Origin of the sequence: Halomonas profundus, assembly GCF_020865425.1 — a bacterium.
GTDB lineage: Bacteria > Pseudomonadota > Gammaproteobacteria > Pseudomonadales > Halomonadaceae > Vreelandella > Vreelandella titanicae.
Genome location: NZ_CP086344.1, coordinates 168,829 through 194,125, shown reverse-complemented (window position 1 = coordinate 194,125; position 25,297 = coordinate 168,829). Strand labels below are relative to the sequence as shown.

Annotated in this window: 22 protein-coding genes; 15 read left to right on the top strand and 7 right to left on the bottom strand. The window is 56.4% G+C overall.

Annotated elements, in window-relative coordinates:
- The first annotated feature begins 10 nt into the window (after positions 1–10).
- Both LMS44_RS00825 and LMS44_RS00820 read left to right on the top strand, forming a co-directional pair.
- A complete protein-coding gene (locus LMS44_RS00825) occupies positions 11–1,015 on the top strand; it encodes a branched-chain amino acid ABC transporter permease (RefSeq protein ID WP_022520880.1) in 1,005 nt (334 codons plus the stop codon).
- Positions 1,015–2,340, top strand: a complete 1,326-nt coding sequence (locus LMS44_RS00820; protein ID WP_027958789.1) for a branched-chain amino acid ABC transporter permease — start codon at positions 1,015–1,017, stop codon at positions 2,338–2,340. The genes LMS44_RS00825 and LMS44_RS00820 overlap by 1 nt, the downstream gene beginning before the upstream one ends.
- Positions 2,341–2,484: 144 nt before the next feature.
- Here LMS44_RS00820 and LMS44_RS00815 read toward each other — a convergent pair whose 3' ends face one another.
- The 3 genes from LMS44_RS00815 to LMS44_RS00805 form a co-directional block, all read right to left on the bottom strand.
- Positions 2,485–3,465 (bottom strand): Fic family protein, encoded by a 981-nt coding sequence (locus tag LMS44_RS00815; protein ID WP_141440160.1) that lies wholly within the window; start codon positions 3,463–3,465, stop codon positions 2,485–2,487.
- A 151-nt stretch (positions 3,466–3,616) separates the two neighbouring features.
- Positions 3,617–4,825, bottom strand: a complete 1,209-nt coding sequence (locus tag LMS44_RS00810; protein WP_138800115.1) for an ABC transporter substrate-binding protein — start codon at positions 4,823–4,825, stop codon at positions 3,617–3,619.
- 119 nt (positions 4,826–4,944) lie between these two features.
- Positions 4,945–5,190, bottom strand: a complete 246-nt coding sequence (locus LMS44_RS00805) for a hypothetical protein (protein WP_138800114.1) — start codon at positions 5,188–5,190, stop codon at positions 4,945–4,947.
- 116 nt (positions 5,191–5,306) lie between these two features.
- On the opposite strand from LMS44_RS00805, the gene LMS44_RS00800 reads away from it, so the two are divergent.
- Together LMS44_RS00800 and rapA are read left to right on the top strand one after the other, a co-directional pair.
- Entirely contained in the window at positions 5,307–6,110 is an 804-nt protein-coding gene (locus LMS44_RS00800; RefSeq protein WP_159175904.1) for a TlpA disulfide reductase family protein, read from the top strand.
- A 113-nt stretch (positions 6,111–6,223) separates the two neighbouring features.
- Complete coding sequence (gene rapA / locus LMS44_RS00795) at positions 6,224–9,169, top strand: RNA polymerase-associated protein RapA (protein ID WP_039860224.1); 2,946 nt, start codon at positions 6,224–6,226, stop codon at positions 9,167–9,169.
- Here the strand turns inward: rapA and LMS44_RS00790 are convergent.
- Positions 9,166–10,068, bottom strand: coding sequence for a TIGR01777 family oxidoreductase (locus LMS44_RS00790; RefSeq protein ID WP_027958783.1), 903 nt, complete (start codon positions 10,066–10,068; stop codon positions 9,166–9,168). The genes rapA and LMS44_RS00790 overlap by 4 nt on opposite strands.
- A gap of 492 nt (positions 10,069–10,560) precedes the next feature.
- Here LMS44_RS00790 and LMS44_RS00785 point away from each other — a divergent pair, with 492 nt between their 5' ends.
- From LMS44_RS00785 to LMS44_RS00750, 8 genes are all read left to right on the top strand, one after another.
- Positions 10,561–11,481, top strand: coding sequence for a MerR family transcriptional regulator (locus tag LMS44_RS00785; protein WP_009288159.1), 921 nt, complete (start codon positions 10,561–10,563; stop codon positions 11,479–11,481).
- An 86-nt stretch (positions 11,482–11,567) separates the two neighbouring features.
- Entirely contained in the window at positions 11,568–12,980 is a 1,413-nt protein-coding gene (phrB, locus tag LMS44_RS00780; protein ID WP_278370563.1) for a deoxyribodipyrimidine photo-lyase, read from the top strand.
- 31 nt (positions 12,981–13,011) lie between these two features.
- The gene (locus LMS44_RS00775; RefSeq protein WP_022520889.1) at positions 13,012–13,443 is read left to right on the top strand and encodes a nuclear transport factor 2 family protein; all 432 of its coding nucleotides are present in this window, start codon (positions 13,012–13,014) and stop codon (positions 13,441–13,443) included.
- Positions 13,444–13,479: 36 nt separating this feature from the next.
- On the top strand, positions 13,480–14,265 hold the full coding sequence (locus tag LMS44_RS00770; RefSeq protein WP_278370561.1) for an SDR family NAD(P)-dependent oxidoreductase: 786 nt from the start codon (positions 13,480–13,482) through the stop codon (positions 14,263–14,265).
- A complete protein-coding gene (locus LMS44_RS00765; protein ID WP_009288161.1) occupies positions 14,262–15,629 on the top strand; it encodes an NAD(P)/FAD-dependent oxidoreductase in 1,368 nt (455 codons plus the stop codon). The genes LMS44_RS00770 and LMS44_RS00765 overlap by 4 nt, the downstream gene beginning before the upstream one ends.
- Positions 15,629–16,426 (top strand): DUF1365 domain-containing protein, encoded by a 798-nt coding sequence (locus LMS44_RS00760; protein ID WP_241254316.1) that lies wholly within the window; start codon positions 15,629–15,631, stop codon positions 16,424–16,426. The genes LMS44_RS00765 and LMS44_RS00760 overlap by 1 nt, the downstream gene beginning before the upstream one ends.
- Entirely contained in the window at positions 16,423–17,691 is a 1,269-nt protein-coding gene (locus LMS44_RS00755) for an SAM-dependent methyltransferase (RefSeq protein WP_027958777.1), read from the top strand. The genes LMS44_RS00760 and LMS44_RS00755 overlap by 4 nt, the downstream gene beginning before the upstream one ends.
- The gene (locus LMS44_RS00750; protein ID WP_022520893.1) at positions 17,692–18,201 is read left to right on the top strand and encodes a DUF2878 domain-containing protein; all 510 of its coding nucleotides are present in this window, start codon (positions 17,692–17,694) and stop codon (positions 18,199–18,201) included. It begins immediately after the preceding gene.
- On the opposite strand, the gene LMS44_RS00745 is transcribed toward LMS44_RS00750, so the two are convergent.
- Entirely contained in the window at positions 18,179–20,020 is a 1,842-nt protein-coding gene (locus tag LMS44_RS00745; protein ID WP_022520894.1) for a putative bifunctional diguanylate cyclase/phosphodiesterase, read from the bottom strand. The genes LMS44_RS00750 and LMS44_RS00745 overlap by 23 nt on opposite strands.
- A gap of 281 nt (positions 20,021–20,301) precedes the next feature.
- Here LMS44_RS00745 and fabA point away from each other — a divergent pair, with 281 nt between their 5' ends.
- From fabA to LMS44_RS00730, 3 genes are all read left to right on the top strand, one after another.
- A complete protein-coding gene (fabA, locus tag LMS44_RS00740) occupies positions 20,302–20,817 on the top strand; it encodes a 3-hydroxyacyl-[acyl-carrier-protein] dehydratase FabA (protein WP_022520895.1) in 516 nt (171 codons plus the stop codon).
- 13 nt (positions 20,818–20,830) lie between these two features.
- Positions 20,831–22,048: a beta-ketoacyl-ACP synthase I gene (gene fabB, locus LMS44_RS00735; RefSeq protein ID WP_022520896.1), complete on the top strand. Its 1,218-nt coding sequence runs from the start codon at positions 20,831–20,833 to the stop codon at positions 22,046–22,048.
- Between the two features lie 98 nt (positions 22,049–22,146).
- Positions 22,147–23,504 (top strand): IS3 family transposase gene (locus LMS44_RS00730; RefSeq protein WP_223827930.1). Its coding sequence is split into 2 segments (ribosomal slippage): positions 22,147–22,626 and positions 22,629–23,504, totalling 1,356 coding nucleotides; the frame shifts between segments, so codons are not numbered across the junction.
- A 96-nt stretch (positions 23,505–23,600) separates the two neighbouring features.
- Here the strand turns inward: LMS44_RS00730 and LMS44_RS00725 are convergent.
- Positions 23,601–24,335, bottom strand: coding sequence for a lysophospholipid acyltransferase family protein (locus LMS44_RS00725; protein ID WP_476488840.1), 735 nt, complete (start codon positions 24,333–24,335; stop codon positions 23,601–23,603).
- The gene (locus LMS44_RS00720; RefSeq protein WP_022520898.1) at positions 24,332–25,222 is read right to left on the bottom strand and encodes a sugar nucleotide-binding protein; all 891 of its coding nucleotides are present in this window, start codon (positions 25,220–25,222) and stop codon (positions 24,332–24,334) included. The genes LMS44_RS00725 and LMS44_RS00720 overlap by 4 nt, the downstream gene beginning before the upstream one ends.
- Positions 25,223–25,297: the final 75 nt, after the last annotated feature.

The following is a 25,297-nucleotide window of genomic DNA, read 5'->3' as shown; positions in this document are numbered from 1 at the left end:
GGAGATAGACGTGAACGAACTGGTTTTTTTCATCAATAATGTGGTGATTTCGGGCAGCGTCAGCGGCTCTATTTATGCCATTGGGGCCATTGGGGTAACGCTGATTTTCAGCATTATGCGCTTTGCCCACTTCGCCCACGCCGACATGATGACCTTCGGCGCCTTTATGGTGCTTCTGCTTACCACGCTGTTCCCAGCAGCGGGCGCCAGCCTAGGTGTACCCACCGCCGTGCTAATGCTGCCTCTGGCGATGCTGCTCACCGCCGCTTTGGCCGTGGGAATCGATAAAACCTTCTATAAACCGCTACGTGCCCATGGGGTCAAACCGATTGTGCTGGTGATTGGCTCGCTGGGGGTCACGTTGATTCTACAGGGCTTGATCCGCCTCTTTTCCGGCACCGGCGGGCAGAGTTTATATGTCGACGACCGTAAAGAGATCTTCCGCCTTGCGCTGCCCTTCGAGGGTGCCCGTGCACCGATTGTGGTTACCGAACCGCAGATTTATCTGTTCGTGATCACTATCGTTGCGGTCGTCGCACTACACCTTTTCCTTAACCGTTCGCGGTTAGGCAAGGCAATGCGCGCCATGTCGGATAACCCTGAACTCGCCCAAGCATCAGGTATTAATACCAATACCATCGTGGCGGTGACCTGGATGATTGCCGGAGCGCTGGCGGCTATTGCTGGAACGCTGCTCTCCTTAGACGTTACCTTCAAACCCGATTTGAGCTTCTTTCTGCTGCTGCCTATTTTCGCCGCCGCTATTGTGGGGGGCGTTGGTCACCCTTACGGCGCCATTGCCGGTGGCTTTGTGGTCGGCTTTGCCGAAACCCTGGCGGTGTTTAACTGGAACGTGCTACTACGTCCCTTCCGCGACAGCCTGCCCGCCTGGCTTGAGCTACCGTCGAATCTGGCCTTTGTGGGTACCGAGTACAAAATTGTGGTGCCGTTTTTCATTCTGGTAGCCATTTTGGTGTGGCGTCCCACCGGACTCTTTAAGGGCAAGGTGATCTAATGAGCAACTCAGAAAAAACGCGCAACCCTGCCTACACTCCCCAAGACGCCACGTCTGCCCGTCGCTTCCCGCTGCGCGAGCTGATTCTGTTTGGTGTGCTGCTCGTAGCGGTCTTGGCGGTCTACGCCATCATGGGCGCCGCCTACAGCACGCGCATGCTGGTAGAAGCTGCCTGCTACGCCATCCTCGCGCTGGGATTAACCATCCAGTGGGGCTATGCCGGCCAGTTCAACGCCGGGGTAATGGGCTTTGTCGCCCTGGGCGGCTTCTGTGCGATGTTTTTCAGCGTGCCGGTCAACGATGCCTTCTGGGGCACGGCGCTACCCGGCGAATTTGGCCGCGTGCTGCTTTATGGCGCAGCCGCTATTGTATTAATTGTTGGCGCCAGCAAGCTGGATCGACTGGGCGTACCCAAGCCCCTGCGTACGTTTATCGCGGTGGTGCTGGGTGTGGTGCTTTACCTCGTGGTGATTAGCCAACTGCGCGAAGTCACTGATGCGATTGAAAGCCAGGCAGGCTTCGTCGGTGGGCTGGGCTTACCGCCCTGGATCGGCTGGATTGTCGGTGGCGCGCTGGCGGGTGGCGTCGGCTACTTTATTGGCCATATCTGTTTGGGCTTGCGCAGCGATTATCTGGCGATAGCCACCCTCGGCATAGCCGAGATCATCAAGGCGTTTCTAAAGAACTCCGACTGGCTGACCCGCGGTACCGCTACGGTTTCCCCACTTCCATGGCCCACACCGGGACCTGCCGAACTGGGGTTTACGCTCTCCCGGGCTATCTACCTTTCATTTACGGCGGTGATCATTGCGGTGATCTTCTTTCTGCTCAATCGCGCCTACAACGCCCCTTGGGGCCGTATGATCCGGGCGATTCGCGATAATGAAGTCTCCGCTGCGGCAATGGGTAAGGATATCAACAAACGGCGTCTGGAAATCTTCGTGCTGGGCTGCATTCTGATGGGCTTGGGCGGCGGCATACTGGGCACCTTCAATAGCCTCTTCGACCCTCAAGGCTACCTGCCGCTTAACCATACCTTCCTGGTACTGGTGATGGTGATTCTTGGTGGGCCAGGCAATAACCTGGGCACCATTTTTGGCGCTGTGGCGGTCTATATCATCTGGATTATGTCCGAGCCCCTAGCGCTGTTCTTAATGCAGTTAGCGGTGGCCTTTGGCGAAGGCGCGTTCGGTTGGGATGCACCGGGCAATATGGATAGCCGCGCCCTGCAGGCACGGGTGCTGGTGATTGGCTTATTGATCACCATGGTGCTGCGCTTCGCGCCCAAAGGGCTACTACCCGAGAAAATCAAAAGTCACAGTTGATGGGACAATTGATATGACCTATGAGCTAAGCCCGGCGCGCCAGATCTGGCGCGCTTTCGGGCAGCAACAGGTCGCCAAGCGCCTTCAGTACGACAAGTTTTGGTAACAATCAATACTCGTATAACGAAAAGCGTGGGGTGGGGCTCACTCACTGATAATCTCCCAATGGCCCGACTTATCTGACCCTACTCTTTTCAACCTGCCCGCTTGCTGTAACTTGGCCATCGCACGGCCAATAGTACGTATGTCTTTCCCTGTGGTGTCGGCTATTTGCTGGCGAGTAATCGCCGGGTTGTGCTGAATTAACGCCATGATCGCTTCAGGTGTTTTTAGCCCAGAGACATTTACAGGGGCGTTTACAGGGACATTTACAGGGGCGTTTTGTACTAGTGTCTGAGCGATGACCGATAACATAAAATGAATAAAGGGCGTGCTCTCGGCTTGCTGATCCGCTTGTTCAAGCGCTTGGTAATAGCGCTGCTGGTTGTCTTTGATAACGCTTTCCAACGGCAACGATAAAAACAGCGGATGCCATTGCGACAAAATCAGCGTTTGCCACAAGCGTCCCATGCGACCATTGCCATCGTTAAAAGGATGGATAAATTCAAACTCGTAATGAAATACACTGCTGGTAATTAAAGGATGGTCTTTAGCCTGTTTTAGCCAATGGGTTAAATCCGCCATTAGCCCCGATACCTGATGAGCAGGTGGCGCAACATGATGTACTACATTCCCTTTGTGGATGCCCGCCGCTTTATGCCGAAACTCGCCAGCATTTACCAGAATATCCGACATCATCAAGCCATGGGCGGTGAGTAAGTCATTGATGCTATCAGGTTGCAGCTTGGGTAAGGCATCGTAAGCCTGAATCGCCCCTTTGACCTCAGCCAACTCGCGCACACTCCCCATCACGCGCTGGCCGTCTACAATCGCGGTGATCTGCTCTTCAGTCAGGGTATTGCCTTCAATCGCCAACGTTCCGGTAATGGTTTTAATGCGGTTTTGCTTGCGCAACTGAGGCGAAGCATCCAGTGCATTAGCGTTCAGTCTGCCCACTTGCTCGCTGATCTCTGCGACCAGATTGAGAATATCGGCAGTGATGGTAAACGGGGGTTTATAACTCATGGGTTTAATCATCCCCCCACACATTCAGAATTTAATTCTGATCCTATCACACGTGGAATTGCAGGGAAGATTAAGGACAACAAGGTGGGCCATGCCAAATAAAAAATGCCCGACTTAATAAGCCCGGCATTTTTAACACTAATGCTGAGAATTAAAGATCAACCTGACCTTTGCTGGTAAAGGTGCCGTCTTCCACAGCCATCTCGACCACCACGCCAGGCACGTCGCCGTTGTCATCGAACTCATGCGAACCAGAGGCGCCTTCGTAGTTGATGTCGGTGCCTGCGGCAATCAGCTCAACCGCTTTTTCCCACTCGCCGGGCAGAATGACCTCGCCGGGGGCGCTGGAAACACTACGCAGCGCTTCGGAAAGGCCTTCACGCTCCGCGCTGCCGTTCTGCTCAATCGCCAATGCGATCAGGAAAGCGGCATCGTAGGCCTGGGCGGCAAATACTGCGCTTGGATCGAAGTCAGCAGCTTCGGCGGCTTCGATAAAGATTTCGGTGCCGGGCAGGTCAGGGCTGCCGGGGCGCGTGGCGATCATGCCATCCAGCACGTCTGCACCGATGGCTTCAATAAGGCTATCGCCGACCATGCCGTCAGCACCTACGTACTGGGTAAACATACCGCTTTCATAGGCTTGGCGCAGCACGGTCTGACCCGAGGTGTCGGCGTAGGCCAGCACGACGAGAGTATCCACGCCACTGACTGACAGTGAGCCTAGCTCAGAGCGATAATCCGCGCGGTTATCTTCGTGGGCAAGGTTCTCAGTAATCTCACCTCCGCCGGCTTCAAAAGCAGCGCTAAAGGCGTCAGAAAGCCCCTGACCATAATCATTGTTGACATAAGTGACCGCCACTGCGTCGATACCTTTTTCAAGCAACAGCTTGGCAAGAATCTCGCCCTGGAAAGCATCCGACGGCACGGTACGGAAGACGAGATCATTATCGTCCAGCTCAGATACCGCAGGGGCAGTAGAAGCGGGCGACACCATCAACACACCACCGGGAATGGCGGCGTTATTAGCCGCAGCAATGGTCGCACCAGTACACAGCGCACCGACAATCGCGGTGACATTTTCAGAGTTCACCATGCGGTCGGCGGCGTTAGAGGCAGCCGATGCATCGGAACAGGTGGTATCGCCAGACGGCATCACCAACGTTTGGCCATCTAGAATGCCGCCCTGCTCATTGATCTGCTCTACAGCTAGCTGAGCACCTTCAAAAATGGGTGGCGTTAAACTTTCGATTCCCCCGGTAAAACCGCCCAAGAAGCCAACTTTGACCTCTGCCTGTGCGAACCCGGTCATTGCCAGGGTTGAGGCCGCCACAGCGGTGGCTAATGCGCGCTTATTGATCATATTATTTGTCGCTCCCAGTGTCGTAAAAAGTTGTGCAATTTTTTAGTGTGCCTCAGCGGACAATCGTTAAGGCTGCTATTAATCTGGAACTGGAACGGCAAAAACACAAGCAACGCTTTCTAACGCTCGTCGCCTTCTTCAAGATATCGCCTGCGTTCAGCGAGCTGCTTTTGAAGGCGTTTGCGTCGGTAAAGCCGCACCAGCGCAATCGTTAACGCGGTGACCAGCATGGCGGCCAGCACCACACCCTGCCAAGGGCGTGCGGCGTTTCCCATCACCGTTTCCAGGGTAATAATCAGTATTAGGCCAATCGCCTGGGATCCGATCGCTAGCGCGCGCAGCTTATCGAAAGCGGGTGAGGGCATAACGTCTCCGTAATTTTCAGCTCAAATGATATGGTCTCCTAGTGTACCTGCTTCGCAGCATGCTTAACTGGGAACCCGAATTAAAAACCTACGTTGAAAACCTGAACGGGAAATCCATGAACGCCATTGCTCTCGGCCCGCTACTGATTTCGCTACCACGCCTGTACGCCGTTGGCTGCGCGCTGCTGCTACTGCTCTGCGCGCGCTTCTTGCTAGGGCTGCCTCGCCCGGCTCAGCAGCGCTGGTTTACCGGGCTTATTATTGTTTGGTTAGTGGGCGCTCGAGTGGGCCATATCCTGCTCAACCTGGATAGCTATAGCGTCGCCCCACTTGAAGCGCTCAAAGTCTGGCAACCCGGCTACCATGGCCTGTGGGGGATGACGGCTGGCTTGGTATGGACGGCCTGGACGCTGCGGGCTCGGTTACTGGCCATGGGCGGAGCAATGGCCATGCTGATCGCCGCTTCTAGCCTATGGCTGGTGCTGGTCACCCTGGCGCCCCTGGGCAATGACTTTGCGGTTGACGCCCTACCGGAGATCACCCTTGAGGATGTGGAAGGCAATGACGTGCATCTGCCCTCACTGACCGACAACGCTGACCTGATTATCGTCAACCTGTGGGCGACCTGGTGCCCTCCCTGCCTGCGTGAAATGCCGCTGCTCGAGGAGGCCGCAAAACGCGATGGTGTCAGCGTGGTGGTTGCTAACCAAGGCGAAGACCTACTGCCCATGGTGCGCTACCTGGATGAGCAGCAGCTTGAATTTCGCTACGCCCTGCGTGACCCCAGCCAGCAGCTGATGGCGCTTTTTCAAGCACCGGGATTGCCCACCACAGCGCTGTTCGACGGCCAGGGGAACACCCTGGATATCCACGTTGGCGAGCTTACTCGCGCCCAGCTGGATCGCTGGTTACAAGATTGATGCCGATACACCTTAATCCCCCCGCTGCTTTGCGTTAGAATCCCCCGCCCTGTTGCTGCCGGCGCTCACTACCGGCGGCAGTCGACCCGTTTTGCAGACTCTCCCGAGGCATCATGAGCGATTTTTCTCCCGGCCAACGCTGGATTAGCGACGGCGAAGCCGAGCTTGGGCTCGGTACCGTGCTTAACTGCGACGCCCGTAGCGTTACCATTTTGTTCAGTGCCAGTCAGGAAACCCGTACCTATAACACCCGCCAAGCCCCGCTGACCCGCGTTATGTTCGGCAGCGGCGACCGCGTACTCTCTGCTGACGGCTGGCAGATCGTTGTCGATGACAGCAAAGAGTCCAACGGCCTGATCACCTATATCGGTGAAGACAAGGAAGGCAATCTGCGCGAGCTGCCCGAGGCCAAACTCGCCGATACCATGCAGTTCGACCAGGCTCGCGACCGCCTGCTGACCGGCCAGGTCGATCGCAACGACTGGTTTGATTTGCGCTTTCGTACCCTGCACCACTATCAACGTATCGAGCAGCACAGCGCGCTAGGCTTTTCCGGGCCGCGCATCGATCTGATACCCCATCAGCTCTACATTGCCAATGAAGTGGCCAACCGCCATGCACCCCGGGTACTGCTGGCGGATGAAGTGGGCCTGGGTAAAACCATTGAAGCTGGCCTGATTCTGCACCGCCTGCTGCTCAATGGCCGTGTTGAGCGGGCGCTGATTCTTGTGCCCGACAGCCTCACTCACCAGTGGCTGGTCGAGCTGCTGCGGCGCTTTTCGCTCAACGTCTCGCTACTGGATGAAACCCAGAGCCAGGCCCACGGCAGCGCCAACCCCTTTGAGAGCGCCCAGCTGGTGCTAGCGAGCCAGGGCTGGCTATTTGCCAACCCTCAGCGTCAAGAGCAGGCACTGGCCAGCCAGTTCGACCTGCTGATTGTTGACGAAGCGCACCACCTCGACTGGAGTGAAGAAGGCAGCGGCCCCGGCTATCGGTGCGTTGAACAGCTTTCGGCGGTGATTCCCGGCCTGCTGCTGCTCACCGCGACCCCCGAACAGATGGGTATCAAGAGCCACTTTGCCCGCCTGCGGTTGCTGGATAGCGAGCGCTACCACGATCTTGAGCGCTTCAAAGCCGAAGAGAGCCACTACACCGAAGTGGCCCGCGCCATCGACGCCTTGGAGGCACTGCCTGACGACCCTAGCGCCCGTAGCGACGTCTCCGCGGTAGCCGATGACCGCGACAGCCAAGCGCTGCTGGCCATCCTGTGCAACCCGGAGGCAAGCAAAGCGCAGCAGGACACCGCTCGCGACCAGCTGAGCGAAGCGCTGCTGGATCGCCACGGTACCGGTCGAGTGATGTTCCGCAACAGCCGCCGTCACGTAGGAGGCTTCCCGGAGCGGCGCTTAAACCTGGCACCGTTAGCGCTGCCTTCGGCCTACCGTCGCGTGGTGCGCCGCTTAGAGCGCGACGACGACTACCTCGACGAGCTGTTGATCGAGACCGGCATGGATCACCCCGACGTGCTGATCTACCCCGACGCGGCCTACCGCGAGCTCAGCAATGATCCCCTCAATGGCGAAGACTGGTGGCACATCGACCCGCGGGTTAACTGGCTACTGGAAAAGCTTAGCGACGACAGTGAGAGCGGCTTCGCCAACGAAAAAGTCCTGGTCATTGCCCACCACCGGGAAACCGCTGAAGGCCTTGCTGAAGGGCTACGGGTGCTGGGCGGCTACCACGCGCCGGTGTTCCACGAAGACCTCTCCCTGATCGAGCGTGACCGCGCGGCGGCGGCGTTTGCCGATGAGGATGAGGGCGTACAGGTTCTGGTCTGCTCGGAAATTGGCTCAGAGGGGCGCAACTTCCAGTTCTGCCGCCACCTGGTGATGTTCGATATGCCCCAGCACCCAGATCAGCTCGAACAGCGCATTGGCCGCCTGGATCGCATCGGTCAGCGCCACGCTATTGAGCTGCATATTCCTACTTTTGAGGGCAGCCCCGGCGAGCGCCTGCTGCGCTGGTACCACGAAGGTATGGATGCTTTCAGTGCCCCCCATGGGGTCGGCAACGAGCTGTTTGATGCCTTTGGTGACGCCCTGGCTGATGCCTTGCTGGATGATGAGGCACTTGACGAGATCATCGCCGAAACCCGCACGATGTTTAGCGCCAAGCTGGCGGAGCACGATGCGGGCCGCAACCGACTGCTGGAGCTCAACGCCTGCCGCCCCGCCCGCGCTCAGCAGGTGATCGACGCGGTGCGCGAGCTTGACGATGACGCCGCCCTGCCGCGCTATCTTGAGCGAGCGTTGGATATTTTCGGCGTGGATAGCCAGGAGATCGGCAAGGGCTTAATGCACCTGCAGCCCAGCCAACATATGCTGGATGGCCTGCCGGGCCTGGTTAAAGGTGAAGAGGGCTTTACCGCCACCTACAGCCGCTCCCAGGCGCTGGCCCGTGACGATGTGCAGCGGCTCTCCTGGGAACACCCACTGCTGCGTGAAATGATGGGTCGGGTGCTGGATGGCACCATGGGCAACTCGGCGCTGGCGCTACTGCGCCACGACGCCATTCCCAGCGGCCGCTTGATGGCCGAGCTGGTGTTTCGCACTCACTGCCCGGCACCCAAGAAGCTGCATCTTAACCGCTTCCTGCCACCCACCGCGGTGCGTTTGCTGCTGGATGAATCGGGCGCCAACCTGACCAGCAAGATCTCCTTCACCGGCTTGGGCAAAAACCTGCAGAAGGTCAACAAGTCGCTGGCGCGGGATTTGATCAAGAGCCGTCACGACCAGCTGCGTGAACTGCTAACGCAGGGTGAAGGCGAAGCCGAGCGCCAGTTGCCCAGCATCGTCGAGAACGCCGAAGCGCGTATGCGCACTCAGTTGGACGCCGAGATTGCCCGCTTAACCGCCCTGGCTGAGCACAACCCGGCGGTGCGCAGTGCGGAAATCGACGCGCTAAAAGATGAGCGCAAGGCACTTAGCGAAGCCATTGAAAACACCCGCCTGCGGCTGGACTCAGTACGGGTGATTATCACCGTTGATGCCGACCGCTAAAGGATCGCCTCAAGCGCCTTGTCCAGGGTGGGGTATTGGAAGCTAAACCCTGCCTCTTCCAGGCGCACGGGGCGCATATCTGCTCCGGTCAGCAGTAACCGCGACATTTCTCCAAAGCCCGCTTTTAATACAAAAGCGGGTACTGGGAAAATGGCCGGGCGATTGAGGTGACTGGCCAGGGTTTTAGTGAAGGTGGCATTAGTCACTGGATGCGGGGCACAGCCATTGAAGGCACCGCTCAAGTCCTCTTGATTGATGAGAAACAGGATCGCCGCGACTAAATCGTCGCGGTGGATCCACGGCATAAACTGCTCACCGCTGCCAAAGCGGCCACCCAGCCCCCACTTAAACGGCGGCAGCATCCTCTCCAGGCTGCCTCCACCCGCCTCTAGCACTAGGCCAATGCGCACAATCGCCAGCCGCACGCCCATGGCCTCAATAGGCTTAGCGGCTGCCTCCCACTGTTTGCACAGCCGATGGGCAAACTCATCGTTAGGCATGGTCTTCTCAGTCACCACGCGCTTGCCCTGATCGCCGTAGTAGCCCATCGCTGAACCCGATACCATCACCTTGGGCAGCGGCTGGCCGTTAGCTTTGAGCTGCTCGCAAAGCGCCACCAACTGCTCGGTCGCCGCCACCCGGGAGTTAATCAGCTTGGCTTTCTGCTCATCGCTCCAGCGCTTGGCGGCAATCGGCTCACCGGCCAGGTTAACCAAGGCGTCCGGCGGCGATTCAATAAACGCCTGGGCGCTATCGCGAATGTCACAATTGTTCGGCAAACGATCCCGCACTTGGTGAGGCGAGCGGGAGACCACCTGCACCTCGTGACCCTGTTCAACTAACTGCCGGCATAGTCGCTGGCCGACAAAGCCACTGCCTCCGGTGATTAATACACGCATGGGGTTTTGCTCCTGTTGGTGGCATCGTTGAAATCCTGCATAGCCGCCTGGCCGACACTTACCTATCAGGCTAGTTCACGCGGCCGGCAGGCGCACAATGATGATCAAAAGCGCTGCTTATCGCTGGCGCTATGCGCAGCCATCAACTACTTGCGCACATGATTTCTTATACAATGCAAGTGGCCTGGCTCTGTGCGGCGACAGCTTCCGCGACGGCCGCGTTGAGGATGCTTGGCTATCCGGCCACCGTTTAGGAAAGGCGCTAATAGGCCGGTCGGTTCAATAAAGAGCGAGCTTAAATGATTAAGAAGGATTCTTATAAAGGTTGTACCGGGTAGCGACAAGTTGTACAAATGGGCATACAGTATCGTGCTAATGTTTAGTTTTTAAATCAGGCAACCTTTAAATGGAACATGAATCACCTTCGCCGCGGCGAACAATAACAAGCCCCTGCAGCGCCGCACTGCAGTCAACGAAGAGGTACTGGCGCCCATGAGTCTTAAGGCGACCCACCCCCCCGATACGCCACTCTATCCGATACGCGAGGTTTCTCGCTTAACTGGGGTGAATTCGGTCACGCTTCGCGCCTGGGAACGACGTTACGGGCTAATTCGCCCCCAGCGCACTCCGAAAGGTCATCGTCTTTACGCTCAGGACGACATCACCCGCATCGAACGCATCCTGCAGTGGCTCAATCGTGGTGTGCCGGTCAGTCAAGTCGCCGACTTGCTTGACCAGCCAGAAACAATTGAAGCCCCGTCACCTGATGCCGGAGACTGGGCGAGCCAGCGCCAGCAGTTGCAAGCTATTATCGAAGCGTTGGATCTCGCCAAGCTGGAGGCGTTTTATCATCAGAGTTTGGCGCTCTACCCACTGAGCGTGGCCATTAATGAACTCTGGCAGCCAGTTATTTTGACCTTAGAAGCCAAGTGGGCCATTCAGGCAGACCAGCTTGTTCGCCGCACGTTGGAAGCCTTTCTGCGCAGCCAGGTGGGCATCCGCTTGCACTATGCCAATCAGGCTACCCGTGGCCCGCTGATTCTACTCAACGCCATGCCCGACGACCCCGGCCCGCTGTGGGTACTGATGTCGGCGCTAATGGCCAGCGAGCAAGGCTACCGGGTGCAGATGCTTGACCACTCGCTGCCGCTTGAGGATCTTCCACAGGCAGTGGCGCGGCTGCACTCGTCCATGGTGCTGCTCTCTAGCGGTCAGCGGGAGAGCGATAGCTATATCAACCAGGCGCTGCCTAAAGCGGCTGAGACGCTTAACGTACCCATCGGCGTATGCGGCGAAGTGGCTCGTCTGCGCGAAAACGATTTGCGCGATGGGCCAGTACACATGCTGGGCGATGACCTGCCTCAGGCGATTGCCCGGTTGCGCCCACTGTTACGCGAGTCTGGCGTACTCTAACCAGCGCGCCTTCATTCTGGCCGTTCGCCTTCGTGGCGACCGGCCATTTTTTTGTGTCGCAGGAGGCCCCTATGACCGGAAAGCCTATAAAGCATCAGTTGATATGGCTGCGCAGCGACCTGCGTATTGACGACAACAGTGCCCTCGCCGCCGCCGCGGTTAAGGGCCCTGTGATAGCGGTGTTTTTGCGCAGCATTCCTCAGTGGCAAGCGCATGGCCACGGCGCTAATAAGCTGGATTTTTGGGCGCGCGGCGTCGCTAGCGTCAAAACGGCGCTTAACGGTTTGAATATTCCGCTGCTGCATCGCGATATTGAACGTTATGACCAGGCACCCGAGGTGCTGCTTGAGATCGCTCGCGAATATGATGTTGAGCAGTTGCACTTCAATCACGAGTACGCGCTCAATGAGCGCCACCGCGACCAGGCTGTGCAAGACGCCTTCAAACAGGCCGGGATTACCGCACAAGGCTACCACGATGCCATAGCGTTTGCCCCCGGCAGCCTGCTAACCGGGAAGGGCGACTACTACGGGGTATTTACACCGTTCTCCAAGGCGTGGCACAAGCAGGTCAGCGCTGATCAGTTGGCGCTGCGCGCGACGCCACAGGTACAAGCGGCGCTGGATATTCAAAGCGACCTGCTGCCTGAACTTCCCAAGCTTGATAGCTCCCCTATCGATGGGCAGCTGTGGCCAGCCGGTGAAAATGCCGCGGCGGATAACTTAGCGCGCTTCCTACGCTTTCGTGGTCGTCACTATAACGCCCAGCGCGACCTACCGAAGGTGCGCGGCACCAGTGAACTGTCGCCCTATCTAGCGCTAGGCATGATCTCCCATCGCCAATGTTTACAAGCGGTGATGAGCGAAAACGGCGACCACTTAGCCGATGGCGATATCGGCCTTACTACCTGGGTCAACGAGCTGGTCTGGCGAGAATTTTATCAGCACGTAGCGGTGGGTTTTCCACAGGTGTGCCGCTACCAGCCCTTTCAGGAGCATACCAAGCAACTAGCTTGGCGTGACGATGACGAAGGCTTTCAGGCTTGGTGCGAGGGGCGTACGGGATATCCCATTGTTGATGCCGCCATGCGCCAATTAGTGAACACCGGCTGGATGCATAACCGACTGCGCATGATCACGGCGATGTTTTTAAGCAAACATCTACTGATTGATTGGCGACGCGGTGAAGCCTTTTTTATGCGCCACTTGATTGACGGTGAATTCTGCGCCAATAACGGCGGCTGGCAATGGGCGGCCTCTACGGGTACTGATGCTGCGCCCTACTTCCGTATTTTCAATCCCACCACCCAATCCACCCGTTTTGATGCGGACGGTGATTTTATTGCCCACTGGCTGCCTGAGCTTGCCAAACTACCCGCCAAAGCGCGCCACGCGCCACCTAATGATCTGCTTAGCGACGTCGATTATCCAGCGCCTATTGTCGATCACAAGGCAGCACGTCAGCGCGCCTTAGAGGCATTTAAATCGCTCTCTAAATAAATCTGTTGTAGCAACTACTAGGGAGACCGTGATGGCTGAGCCTGCGGTATTAGAGGCGTTCTGCGCCTTTTTTAATAAACTAGACAACACCTGTACAGAAAAGCTATACGAGGTATATACTGAAAATATAATTTTTAGTGACCCGCTGCACCATATTGAAGGTCGCGACGCGTTAGCGCTTTATTTTTCAACCATGTATGAAAATGTCGAGCAGTGCCACTTCACTTACCACACTCGACAGTTACAGGGTCAGCAAGCATTTGTCACCTGGAGCATGACGTTTATTCATCCCCGATTGGCAGGTGGCCAGCCTGTCAATGTGGAAGGCTGTAGCGCACTTACCTTTGCCGCCGATGGGCGCGTGGAGCGTCATCGCGATTATTTTGATGCGGGCGCCATGCTTTACGAACATTTACCGCTGATGGGAAGCGCCATTCGCTGGTTAAAAAAACGCCTTGCCTAAGCGATAACATCACCGCAGGGAACCCGAGGAGGCTTAATGAGCACATGGAAAACGCCCCAACGCATTTGGTTAACCGGTGCCACCTCCGGCATTGGTGAAGCGCTTGCGCGTAAGCTCATCGCCCAAGGCCACCAGGTAGTGCTTAGCGCGCGCAGTGACGAAGCACTCGAAGCTCTGTGCCGGGGCCACCCCAATGCCCACCCTCTCTCGCTGGATATCAGCGACCGTCAAGCAGTGCTCAAGGCGGGTAACGACATCCGCGAGCAGCTCGGGGCGTTAAATTTGGCGCTCTTTAATGCCGGCACCTGCGAATATCTGAATGCTCAGCAGTTCGATATGGACTTAGTCGAGCGGGTTTTGAAGCCCAATCTATTCGGCACTTTGTACGGCGTCGAAGCCGCACTGCCGCTGTTGCGCGCGGCGCGCAAAGAGGGCCTCCTGGCTCGGTTAGCCGCCACCTCCAGCGCTTCAGCCTATTTACCGCTACCTCGTGCGGAAGCCTATGGGGCGTCTAAAGCCGCGGTAAGTTACTTTTTAGAGTCGCTGCGCTTAGACCTTGATCAGGAGGGCATTGAGGTCAGCCTGATCCACCCTGGCTTTGTGAAAACGCCGCTCACCGAACGTAATGACTTCCCTATGCCGATGCAGGTAACGGCAGAGCAAGCAGCTGATGCCATTATCGCGGGGCTGGTGAAGGGGCGGCTGGATATCCACTTTCCACGCCGGTTTACCTATCTGGTCAAATTGCTGGGCATTTTGCCCCCCACTGTGCGCCGTCAGATTGGCCTGCGCATGACCCGCAGCCAAAAGGAGTCGTCATGAGCGCCATGGCATCGCAAAGTTCTGGGGCATCACAACGTATTGCCATTGTTGGCAGCGGTATTAGCGGCATGGCAGCAGGCTGGTACCTCTCCGCCCAACATGACGTCACGCTGTTTGAAGCAGATTCACGCCTGGGAGGGCACACCGCCACCATGGACGTGAACGTTGCGGAAGACTCCTACGCTATTGATACCGGCTTTATTGTCTTTAACGACTGGACCTATCCGCACTTTCAGCGCCTTATGGCCACCCTGGGCGTCGCCTCACAAGCCACCGAAATGAGTTTCTCGGTACATGAAACAGCGCGGGATTTTGAGTACAACGGTCATACCTTGGGCTCGCTGTTTGCCCAACGACGCAATTTGTTTAATCCCTCTTTTTATCGCCTGCTGGGCGACATTCTGCGCTTTAACAAGCAGGCCACCAACGCGCTGGAGAGCCAACAGCTTCCCGAACATATAACCCTGGGTGAATACCTGGATCGCAACCACTACAACCGCGATTTTCAGCAGCGCTACTTACTGCCCATGGGGGCTGCCATCTGGTCGGCCAGCATCAGTGATTTACGCGCTTTCCCGCTGGCGTTTTTTGTGCGTTTTTTTCGCAATCACGGCCTGCTATCGGTCAACCATCGCCCCCAGTGGTACACCCTGGTGGGCGGTTCGAAAAGCTATATCCCCGGTCTTACGGCGCCCTATGCATCGCGTATTCACCTCAATACACCGGTCACCCGAATTACCCGCAACAGTACCGGCGTTAGTATCACCACGCCCTCCGGAACCCAGCGCTTTGACCAAGTAGTGCTCGCCTGCCACGCCGACCAGGCCCTGGCCATGCTGGGCGACGCCAGCGGCGACGAGAAAGCGATCCTCGGCGCCATGCCGTACCAGGATAACGAAGTGGTGCTACATACCGACACCGCCCTGCTGCCGCGGCGCAAGCGCGCCTGGGCGAGCTGGAATTACCGCCTGGATCAGCGCGATAGCGAAGCACGGGTATCGGTCACTTACGCTATGAATATCCTTCAACGGATAGAGAGCGACACCACTTTTTGCGTGACCCTGAACGACAGCGCCAGCATTGATCCAAACAAGGTGCTGGGCCGCTACACTTACGCACACCCCCAGTTCACCCTGGCTGGCCAAGCGGCTCAGGCACGACACGCCGACATTTCGTCTACGGCCCATCGCACCCACTTTTGCGGTGCTTACTGGCGTAACGGCTTCCACGAAGACGGCGTGTGGAGCGCACTGCGGGTGGCGCAAGCGTTAGGCTGTGATGAAGCCGCCCCGCCGCCTGCGCCACCTTCCGCGCTACCTGCCCATGAGCTGCTAACGCCGCAAGGTGTCGAGGGGCTGAGTTGATGGCTAGCATGCTGACTGAAATGACAGCTGGGATAACCACCCAGCCACGCTCGCGTATTTATCGTGGCACCCTACGCCACCGGCGCTTTACGCCCAAATCCCACGCCTTTAGTTACCAGCTATGGATGGCCTGGCTGGATCTGGACGAGCTGCCCGAGCTGTTCGACAAGGTGCCCGGCTTTAGTGCCCGTCGCCCTGCGCTGGCGCGTTTTCGTCGCGAAGACTATCTGGGGCCGGTTGATCGCCCGCTGAAAACCGCCGTTCGCGAAGAGCTAATTCGGCAGTTGGGAAGCGCGCCTAATGGCCGTATCTGCGTGCTTACCCAGCTACGCACGCTGGGCTGCATGTTTAACCCTATTTCCGTCTACTACGCTTACGACCACCTGGGGCGACTGACAGCCGTATTAAGTGAGGTCACCAATATGCCCTGGCGTGAGCGCACCTGCTACGCCAGCGCGGTGGATCCCTCACGCCATAGTCACCAAGCGCATTTCGATAAAGACCTCCACGTCTCGCCGTTTAACCCCATGGAGATGACTTACCGTTGGAAGTTTAATGCACCCGGCGAAAAGCTCTTTCTGCATATGGAAAATTGGCAGGATCAGCAGTGCCATTTTGATGCCACGTTGACCCTTGACGCCTCACCCGCCACCCGCGGCACGTTGCTAAAAGCCTTGGCTCGCCAGCCATGGATGAGCCTGAAAACCATTGCGGGTATTCATTTTGAAGCGCTTCGCCTGTGGCTTAAGCGCGTCCCCGTTTATAACCACCCCAAGCGCAAGGAGACTTCAAAGTGACGACCCTGCGTTCCACGCCCCCTAACCTTCAACCGGTTGCCGAAAGCCGCTTAACCAAGTGGCTAAAGCCACGCCTAATGGCCCAACTGGACACCTTTCGCGGCGGACGTATCACCCTGATTGAGGGCAATCAGTGTCATCACTTGGGTCAGCAAGGCCCGCTGCAGGTGACCGTGGTGATACGCCACTCCCGCGCTTGGAAACGTCTCGCCTTTGGCGGCACGGTAGGAGCTGCCGAGTCGTATATGGACGGCGATTGGGACGCCGACGATCTGGTCGCCCTGGTACGGCTGTTCGCTGCCAACCTTGAGCATGTGAATGGGAAAATGGAGAACGGCAGCGCTCGCATTGCCCGCTGGCTGCTGGGTGCCGCCTACCGCTTTCAGCGCAACAGCCTAACTGGCTCGAAACGCAATATTGCCGCCCACTACGATATTGGCAACGATCTGTTTTCGACGTTTTTAGATCGCCACCACTGGATGTATTCAAGCGCCGTGTTTCCCTATCCCGAAGCCAGCTTGGAAGAGGCCTCTACCTACAAGCTCGACTTGATGCTGGAAAAGCTCGATGTGCAGCCCGAGCATCACCTGCTAGAGATTGGCACTGGCTGGGGAGGGCTGGCGATTCATGCAGCCAAAACCCGTGGCTGCCGTGTCACCACAACCACCATTTCGGACGAGCAGCACGCCCATACAGCAAAACGCATCATGGAAGAGGGGCTGGAGGACAGAATCACCCTGCTTAAGCAGGATTACCGGGAATTGACCGGCCGCTATGACCGGCTCATTTCGGTAGAGATGATTGAAGCGGTGGGGCATCAGTACCTCGATACCTACCTCAACAAGCTGGATAGCCTGCTGACCGACGATGGGCAGGCCATGCTGCAAGCCATCACCATCCGCGATCAGCGCTTTGAAGAAGCTAAACGCGATATGGACTTTATCAAGCGCTACATTTTTCCTGGCGGCTTTCTTCCCTCGCACCACGCCATGTTAACCAGCGTTATGCGTAAAACGTCGCTGAACATCGTCGCGCTGGATGAAATTGGCCCGCATTACGCGCGCACATTACGCGAGTGGCGCCACCGCTTCGAAGCCAGCCTGGAGCAGGTGAGAACACTGGGCTACGACGAGCGCTTTATTCGCATGTGGCGTTACTACCTGTGCTACTGCGAGGGTGGTTTTATCGAGCGCTCCATCGGCACCTGCCACCTACTGCTGGCGAAACCCGCGGCGAAACCCCTTCCGCTCACAGGTGCGCTCTAAATGGTATCGTGCAAGTGGCAGACGCTGGTGTTGAATGCCCTGCGCTTTGAGGCTGGCTGGCTACTATGCGTACTCGGTGGTTCATGGGTAGCAGCCTTTGCAGGGGGCAGCCTGTTGGCCTGGCATCTATGGCGCTGCGCGTGGCCCGGAGAGTGGCGCTTTATCGCCGGATTTGCGCTGCTGGGACTAGTGATTGATGGAGGCTTGCAATTACTAGGTGGTTTCGATTTTAACGATCAAACGCTGGTGCTAGGGCTTCTGCCGCTATGGCTATGGATGCTCTGGCCGCTGTTTGCCACCCTGGTCTATCACTCACTGGCCTGGCTGTGGCGCTACCCGCTGCTAGCCGCGCTATGTGGTGCCATTAGTGGCCCACTCTCTTATTATGGCGGCGCACTACTGGCAGAGGTGACCCTGTCGGCTTGGTTACTGCCCGCTCAGGCGCTCGTTTGGGCGTTGCTTTGTGTGGGTATTAGCTATTTTAAGCCTATGAGGCAGAGGGGACGGTGACTGGTGCAGGCACCAGACGTTTTTCCAACTCAGCGGCGGCAAGCGGCCGAGCAAAGTAGAACCCCTGTACGGACGTGCACCCGGCATTAACCAAGAACTGACACTGCTCTTTGGTTTCAACACCTTCGGCAATCACTCCTAGCCCCATGCCTTCCGCCATCGCTAGCACCGCCTTAACAATCGAGGCGTCCGCCTGATCGTGCGGCAGCTCTTTAATGAAGGCCCGATCGAGTTTAATTTTGTCCACCGGCAAGCGCTTCAAATAGCCAAGCGACGAATAGCCCGTACCAAAGTCGTCGATGGCAATCGCAAAGCCTTGATCCCGTAGCGCCTGCAAGCGTGGCCCCATATCCCCCGCACGCTCGTCGAGTAGCACCGACTCCGTCAGCTCTAAGCCAATTTGCGAAGACTTCAGTTGGTAACGCTTTAGGCAGGTCGTCAGTTGGCTCTCCAGGTCACCTTGAAACAGCTGCAGTGCCGAAATATTGACCCAAATTGTTAGCTTGGGCATAGCACTATTACGCCAATGGGCCTGCTGGGCACAGGCTTTTTCGATCACCCAGGCTCCCAGTTGACTCATTAAACCATGCCTCTCGGCCAACGGAATAAAGTCGCCTGGGGAAATCATGCCATCCTTGGGATGGCGCCAACGCAGTAACGCCTCCATGCCCACCAGCTCGCCGCTGGCAGGGTCATGCTGGGTTTGATAATGCAGTTCCAACTGGTCACCGGAAATAAGCGCGGCGCGCAGGTCACTGACCAGCGCCAGTTGAGGATTATCCTGCTTATCCAGCGCCGGGCGAAAGCGCTGACTTAAGTTACGTCCTAGCCGTTTGGCGCTATAAAGCGCCGACTCTAAGCGCTGGAAGAGTACGCCGGAGTCGTTACCATCTTCAGGCACGCGACAGCTGCCAATCGTGAGCCCTAAGCGCAGCGAGTGGTCGTTAATTTCAAAGGGCCGACTCATATGCTCACGCAGGGTGGCTACCCACTGGTCGTGATCGTCAAAAGTGGTGGTACGGATTACCATAAACTCATCGCCGCCCAGGCGCCCTACCACGCTCCCTGCTACATAGCCTGTTAGCCGCTGGGCAAAACGTGCTAACAGCCGATCACCCTGCTCAACCCCCAGGCTATCGTTGACTGATTTCAAACCATCTATATCCACCAGCGCCATATCCAGGCTCTCACCTGCGCGTAAATGGCGCAGCCGAGAGGCAAGCAGATCGTGGAGACGGCGACGGTTAGGCAGCCCAGTGAGAGGGTCCTCATAGCCGATACGGCGTAAATCGCGCTCACGAGCTTTTTGTGCCGAAATATCGGCAAACAAATTAATAAAATGGGTAATGTTGCCGCGTTTGTCGGTCACGGCACGGACTTTTAGCCACTCGGGGTACTCGTCGCCGTGTTTACGGCGGCTCCACATTTCACCTTCCCAGCGGCCGGTGCTTTTTAGCGTACTCCAAAACGTTTGATAAAAGGCTTTGTCATGGCGCGGGGCTGCCAGTGTCTCCAGCTTCAGCCCTTGAATCTCTTGGCTGGCATAGCCGGTAATTTCGGTAAATGCTGGGTTAACCACCATCACGCGATTTTGCGCATCGCTAATCACCATGGCATCGCTGGCAAGTCTTAACGTATCTTGCGACAGTCGCAGACGTAGCTGCTGTTGACGCACTTGTTTCCAGGCGTCCCACAGCCCAAGCGCGACCAGCGATGCTGCCACCAGACGTAGCATCGCATCAGGTATCCAAACACAGGCGGGAAGCGCCGTCAGTGCGACCCAAACTAACGGACGATTGAGTGAAACAGGAAGCCACATGGCGATTCGCTATACCCTATACAAATTAACTCAGATAAAAATTAGCGTTAGGTGCCATGCTGATCATGCCGCCTAATAAGTCACTTGGATACTCTATATTACGGCAATGGAACACTTATTGTGCATAATCGGCTATTAATGAGCCAAGCCGCTCACTTTTAGTGCTATCGGCCAACCCGCTAAAATCTCTAGTGATGGACGATAAATAGCCTGTTACGTGCATTCAGCGGTTTCGGGAAGTAGACTAGCCACACAACCAATTTGATATTCGGAACGATTCAGTGACCAAGCAACATTCCTTTGATCGCGAAGAACTGCTGGCCTGCTCCCGCGGCGAGCTATTCGGCCCCGGAAATGCACAGCTCCCGGCTCCTAACATGCTGATGCTTGATCGCATCAAGCACATTCACGAAGAGGGCGGTGAGCATGGCAAGGGCGAGCTGATCGCCGAGCTGGATATCACGCCTGACTTGTGGTTCTTTGACTGCCACTTCCCTGGGGATCCCGTTATGCCTGGCTGTTTAGGGTTAGACGCCATGTGGCAGCTAGTTGGGTTTTACCTGGGCTGGCTAGGCCACCCTGGTCGCGGACGTGCGCTTGGCTGCGGCGAAGTTAAATTCAGCGGACAGATCCTGCCGGATGCACAAAAAGTGACCTATAGCATTAATATTAAGCGTATTATTACCCGACGTCTTATCTTGGGTATCGCCGACGGCACCGTAACCGTCGACGGACGCGACATTTATCAGGCTAATGATCTGCGCGTTGGCCTATTTACCTCCACTGCGAATTTCTGAACAGGAGGCTCCCATGCGACGAGTGGTAGTCACCGGCCTTGGCATCGTATCTTGCCTTGGCAACGACCAACGACAGGTCCTGGACGCGCTCAAAACTGGGCGTAGCGGTATTCGTTTTAAGGAAGAGTATGCCGAGCGTGGCTTCCGTAGCCATGTGGCAGGCAGCGTCGATATCGATCTTGAAGCACTCATTGACCGCAAACTGCTCCGCTTTATGGGCGACGCGGCGGCCTATGCTTACGTTTCTATGGCCCAAGCTATCGAAGACGCTGGGCTAAGCGAAGCGCAGGTCTCCAACGAGCGTACGGGGCTTATTGCGGGCTCTGGCGGTGCTTCAAGCGCTAATCAGGTTGAAGCAGCCGACATACTGCGCGAAAAAGGTCTGCGCCGCGTTGGTCCTTATCGCGTCACTCGGACAATGGGTAGCACTGTGTCAGCGTGCTTGGCAACGCCGTTTAAAATCAAAGGCGTCAATTACTCCATCTCTTCTGCCTGCGCGACCTCCGCACACTGTATTGGCAGCGCGATGGAACAAATTCAGCTTAACAAGCAGGATGTGGTATTTGCCGGTGGCGGAGAAGAGGAGCACTGGACCCTCTCCTGTTTGTTTGATGCCATGGGTGCGCTCTCTACCCACTACAACGATACCCCTGAAAAGGCCTCACGCCCTTACGATAAAGCTCGTGACGGCTTTGTTATCGCCGGCGGCGGTGGCATGCTGGTGTTGGAAGAACTCGAGCACGCTAAAGCCCGCGGCGCCAAGATCTATGGCGAACTGGTGGGTTACGGCGCGACTTCTGACGGCCATGATATGGTCGCCCCTTCGGGAGAAGGTGCTACGCGTTGCATGCGTCAGGCGATGGCAACGGTCGATGGTGATATTGACTACATCAATACCCATGGCACTTCGACCCCCGTCGGCGATGTTGCCGAACTGAAGGCAATACGCGAAGTGTTTGGGAATACAACACCTGCCATGAGCTCGACCAAATCGCTCACCGGCCACTCCCTGGGGGCTACCGGTGTACAGGAAGCGATCTACTCACTGCTGATGATGCAACACAACTTTGTTGCCGCCTCAGCGAATATCACCGATTTGGATGAGCAGGCCGACGGCTTTGATATTGTCACCGAACGCCGCGATGACGTGACGATAGAACGTGCCTTGTCTAATAGCTTCGGCTTTGGCGGTACCAATGCGTGTTTAGTCTTCCAGCGTTTCAACGACTAACGCTAGTACGGCTACTCGCATGATAAGCATAAAAACGGCGCCCAATTTGAACTGCACCCCAAAAGTTGGACGCTCATCCAACGATTGGGGTGTTTTTCATGACGAAACATAATGAAGCGTTCAAGTTACTAGTAGTGCAACGCTACGCAGAAGGACAGCAGGGTTACAAGAGTCTGGCCAGACAGTACGGTCTTGGCCCTACAACCGTCAGGCGTTGGGTTAAACACTTTGAACAGCATGGTCTAAGTGGCTTGCAGAAAAAGTTCACCCACTACAGCGCTGAGTTCAAATTAGCGGTGTTGCAACAGATGAGGCAAGAGGAGCTATCAGCCTTACAAGCGACGACTCTGTTCGATATTCGAGGTGGTACGAGCGTCGTACGACAGTGGGAAAGCCAGTATCATGAAGGAGGCTTCCAAGCGTTGGAGCCTAAAGCCCGAGGACGTCCGACGAAGATGCCTACAACAGAGCCCCCAAAGCCCCCACTTCCACTGACGGATAAGAGCTCGCTGGAGCAGCTGCTCCAAGAGAATGAGTACTTGCGTGCTGAGGTGGCCTACCTAAAAAAGTTGAGGGCCTTGCGTCAGGCAAAAGAACAAGCCGCGCAGAAAAAGCGCAGATAGTCCTTGAGCTGAAGCAAGGCCACCCTTTGGCGGTGCTGCTAAAAGTAGCAGAATTGTCGCGTAGTACGTTCTATTATCAGGCAAGGGCTCAGCAGTTGGAAGATCGGCATGCTGGTCTGAAGCGACGCATTCACGTCCTCTACGAGCATCACAAAGGCCGCTACGGTTATCGCCGAATCACAGCAGCGTTGCGTCAGTCGGGCGAGCAGGTCAACCATAAGACAGTCCAGCGCCTAATGCAGCATCTAGGCTTGAAGTCGCTGGTACGCCCGAAGAAATACCGCTCCTATCGTGGACAACAGGCCAGTGTTCCCAATCTTCTTGCCCGCCAGTTTCATGCTGAACGACCCAACCAAAAGTGGGTAACCGACGTCACGGAGTTTAATATCCGAGGCGAAAAGCTGTACTTGTCGCCTGTGATGGATCTCTACAACGGGGAAATCGTGTCCTACTCAATGCAGAAACAGCCGCAGTACTCGCTGGTAGGGGGGATGCTCAAGAAAGCCTTGGCTAAGTTGGCCGACCAAGACGCGCCTTTACTGCATTCTGATCAAGGCTGGCAATATCAGATGTCAGCTTACCGGCGTAAGCTCAGCGAGCATGGCGTGATTCAGAGCATGTCACGTAAAGGCAATTGCCTGGATAATGCCGCAATGGAGAGCTTCTTTGGTACGCTGAAGTCAGAATATTTTTACCTGAACCGCTTTGACACCATTGAGCAATTACAGGCGGGCATTCGGCACTATATCCATTACTACAATCACGAGCGGATTAAGACCAAATTAAAAGGCCTGAGTCCGGTGCAGTACCGAAATCAGGCCTTGGCTGCTTAGTTTTTCACTGTCCAAGTTTATGGGGTCAGTTCACATTGGGCGCCGTTTTTATGCTCAGGCTTTTATGTACAGGCGTAACGTATAAGCAAAAGACGGTTACCGAGAGGTAGGCCGTGGCACGTCTGAAATTTCCTGTAACTGCGCTTCAATCCACGCCTCGACGTCTGCAAGCACTTCATCGGGCATACGCCCGGCTGTTTCAACCGGCTTACCAATGCGCACACGCAGTACGCCTGGCCGCTTAACCCAGTGGCGGCCTGGCCAGCGTTCACCCGCATTATGAGCCACCGGCAATACCGGCACCCCTGCCCGACACGCCACCACGCTGCCACTTTTGTTATAGCGTTTGCGGATGCCTGGATCTACCCGTGTCCCTTCCGGAAAAATCAGTACTGAAAGCCCCGTTCCCAAACGCTCGACGCCTTGAGTAAGCACTTGCTTCATCGCCCGTGCTGGTTTCGAGCGGTCCAGACTAATCGGGCGAAGCAGACGCAACCCCCAGCCAAAGATTGGCAGGCGCAGTAATTCGCGCTTTAACACGGTACATACCGGTGGCTTCATCACCTGTAGAAACACGGTTTCCCACTCACACTGGTGGTTGGCTTGAATCACACACGGGCCACTGGGCAGGTTTTCCCGCCCTTGGATGTCGTAGCGCACCCCGCAGGCAATACGAAACCACACCATCAAAAAGTAGTTATACAAGTTAAGCAATCGGTAGCGGCCAGACAGTGGAAGAAACGGCGCAATGGGCAGAAACAGGATGCCGACCATCAGCATGGCCAAAAAGTAGCCAGCATAAAAGACCAAGCTGCGAACCACATTTATCAAGCCGACGCTCCTGTATTGCTGACACGGTTACTTTCACGGGTTAAACACCACGTATCCAACATACGCCCAGCCTCTAACCGCCACGGTTTTTGATGAACGCCAAACACATCCAGCACACGCCGGCAGTTCAAAACGCGCCGTAGCTTTGCATCATGATGATGTTTAAGCGGCTGAACCTCGCCGAGGGTAATCTGCTCACCGCGCCCCTCAAGGTGCGTTAACAGCTGAGTACGCACCATGGAGGTAAAGGTAAAGGCGCTGACCGGCTCGGTGCCAGCAAGATGGTAAGCCCCCCAAGCCTCAGCACCGCTGACCTGCTGCTGTAGCATGCCAATCAGCGCCATGGCAACGGCATCCGCGGAGGTCGGGCAAAAAATCACATCCTCCGCAGCGCGCACTGCCTTCCCGAGTACCAAATCACCAATGATGTCATTTAGCCACGCATGGCTTCCTTCCAGCGCAAACAGCGGGCCTAAGCGCACAATCAAATGACGCCGAAACTCCGCACGGATGCGATCACCGGTCTGCACCAGACGGCGCAAGCTATCATCCCGTGGCGCGGGCACCACATGCTCATCAATGGGGACATCCAAACCATCTTCATAGAGCTGATCGGAGACACACCATATCAACGCTACGTCTTGCGCCTGGCAGGCATCCAGACAAATATCTACCGCATCGGCATGCGCCGTCACATCCGCTGGCGCCATATTCAGTGGATGGGCCAACGGTGGAATAATCACGGCGTCGGGGGCTATCGCCTCAAGACGAGAGGCGGTAATGATTGTACCCTGTTCAATGACTAACTCCGTATCGGCGCGACGGCTTGCTTCCCGAGCCAGTGCCAAGTTTAAGCAGTGGCCGGCATCCAATATCAAAAGTTTCACAACCATCCTCTGCACAATTTACAAACATTAGTGCCAACCACCCAAGATCTAGGCACTGTCGTACAAGATAAGGCT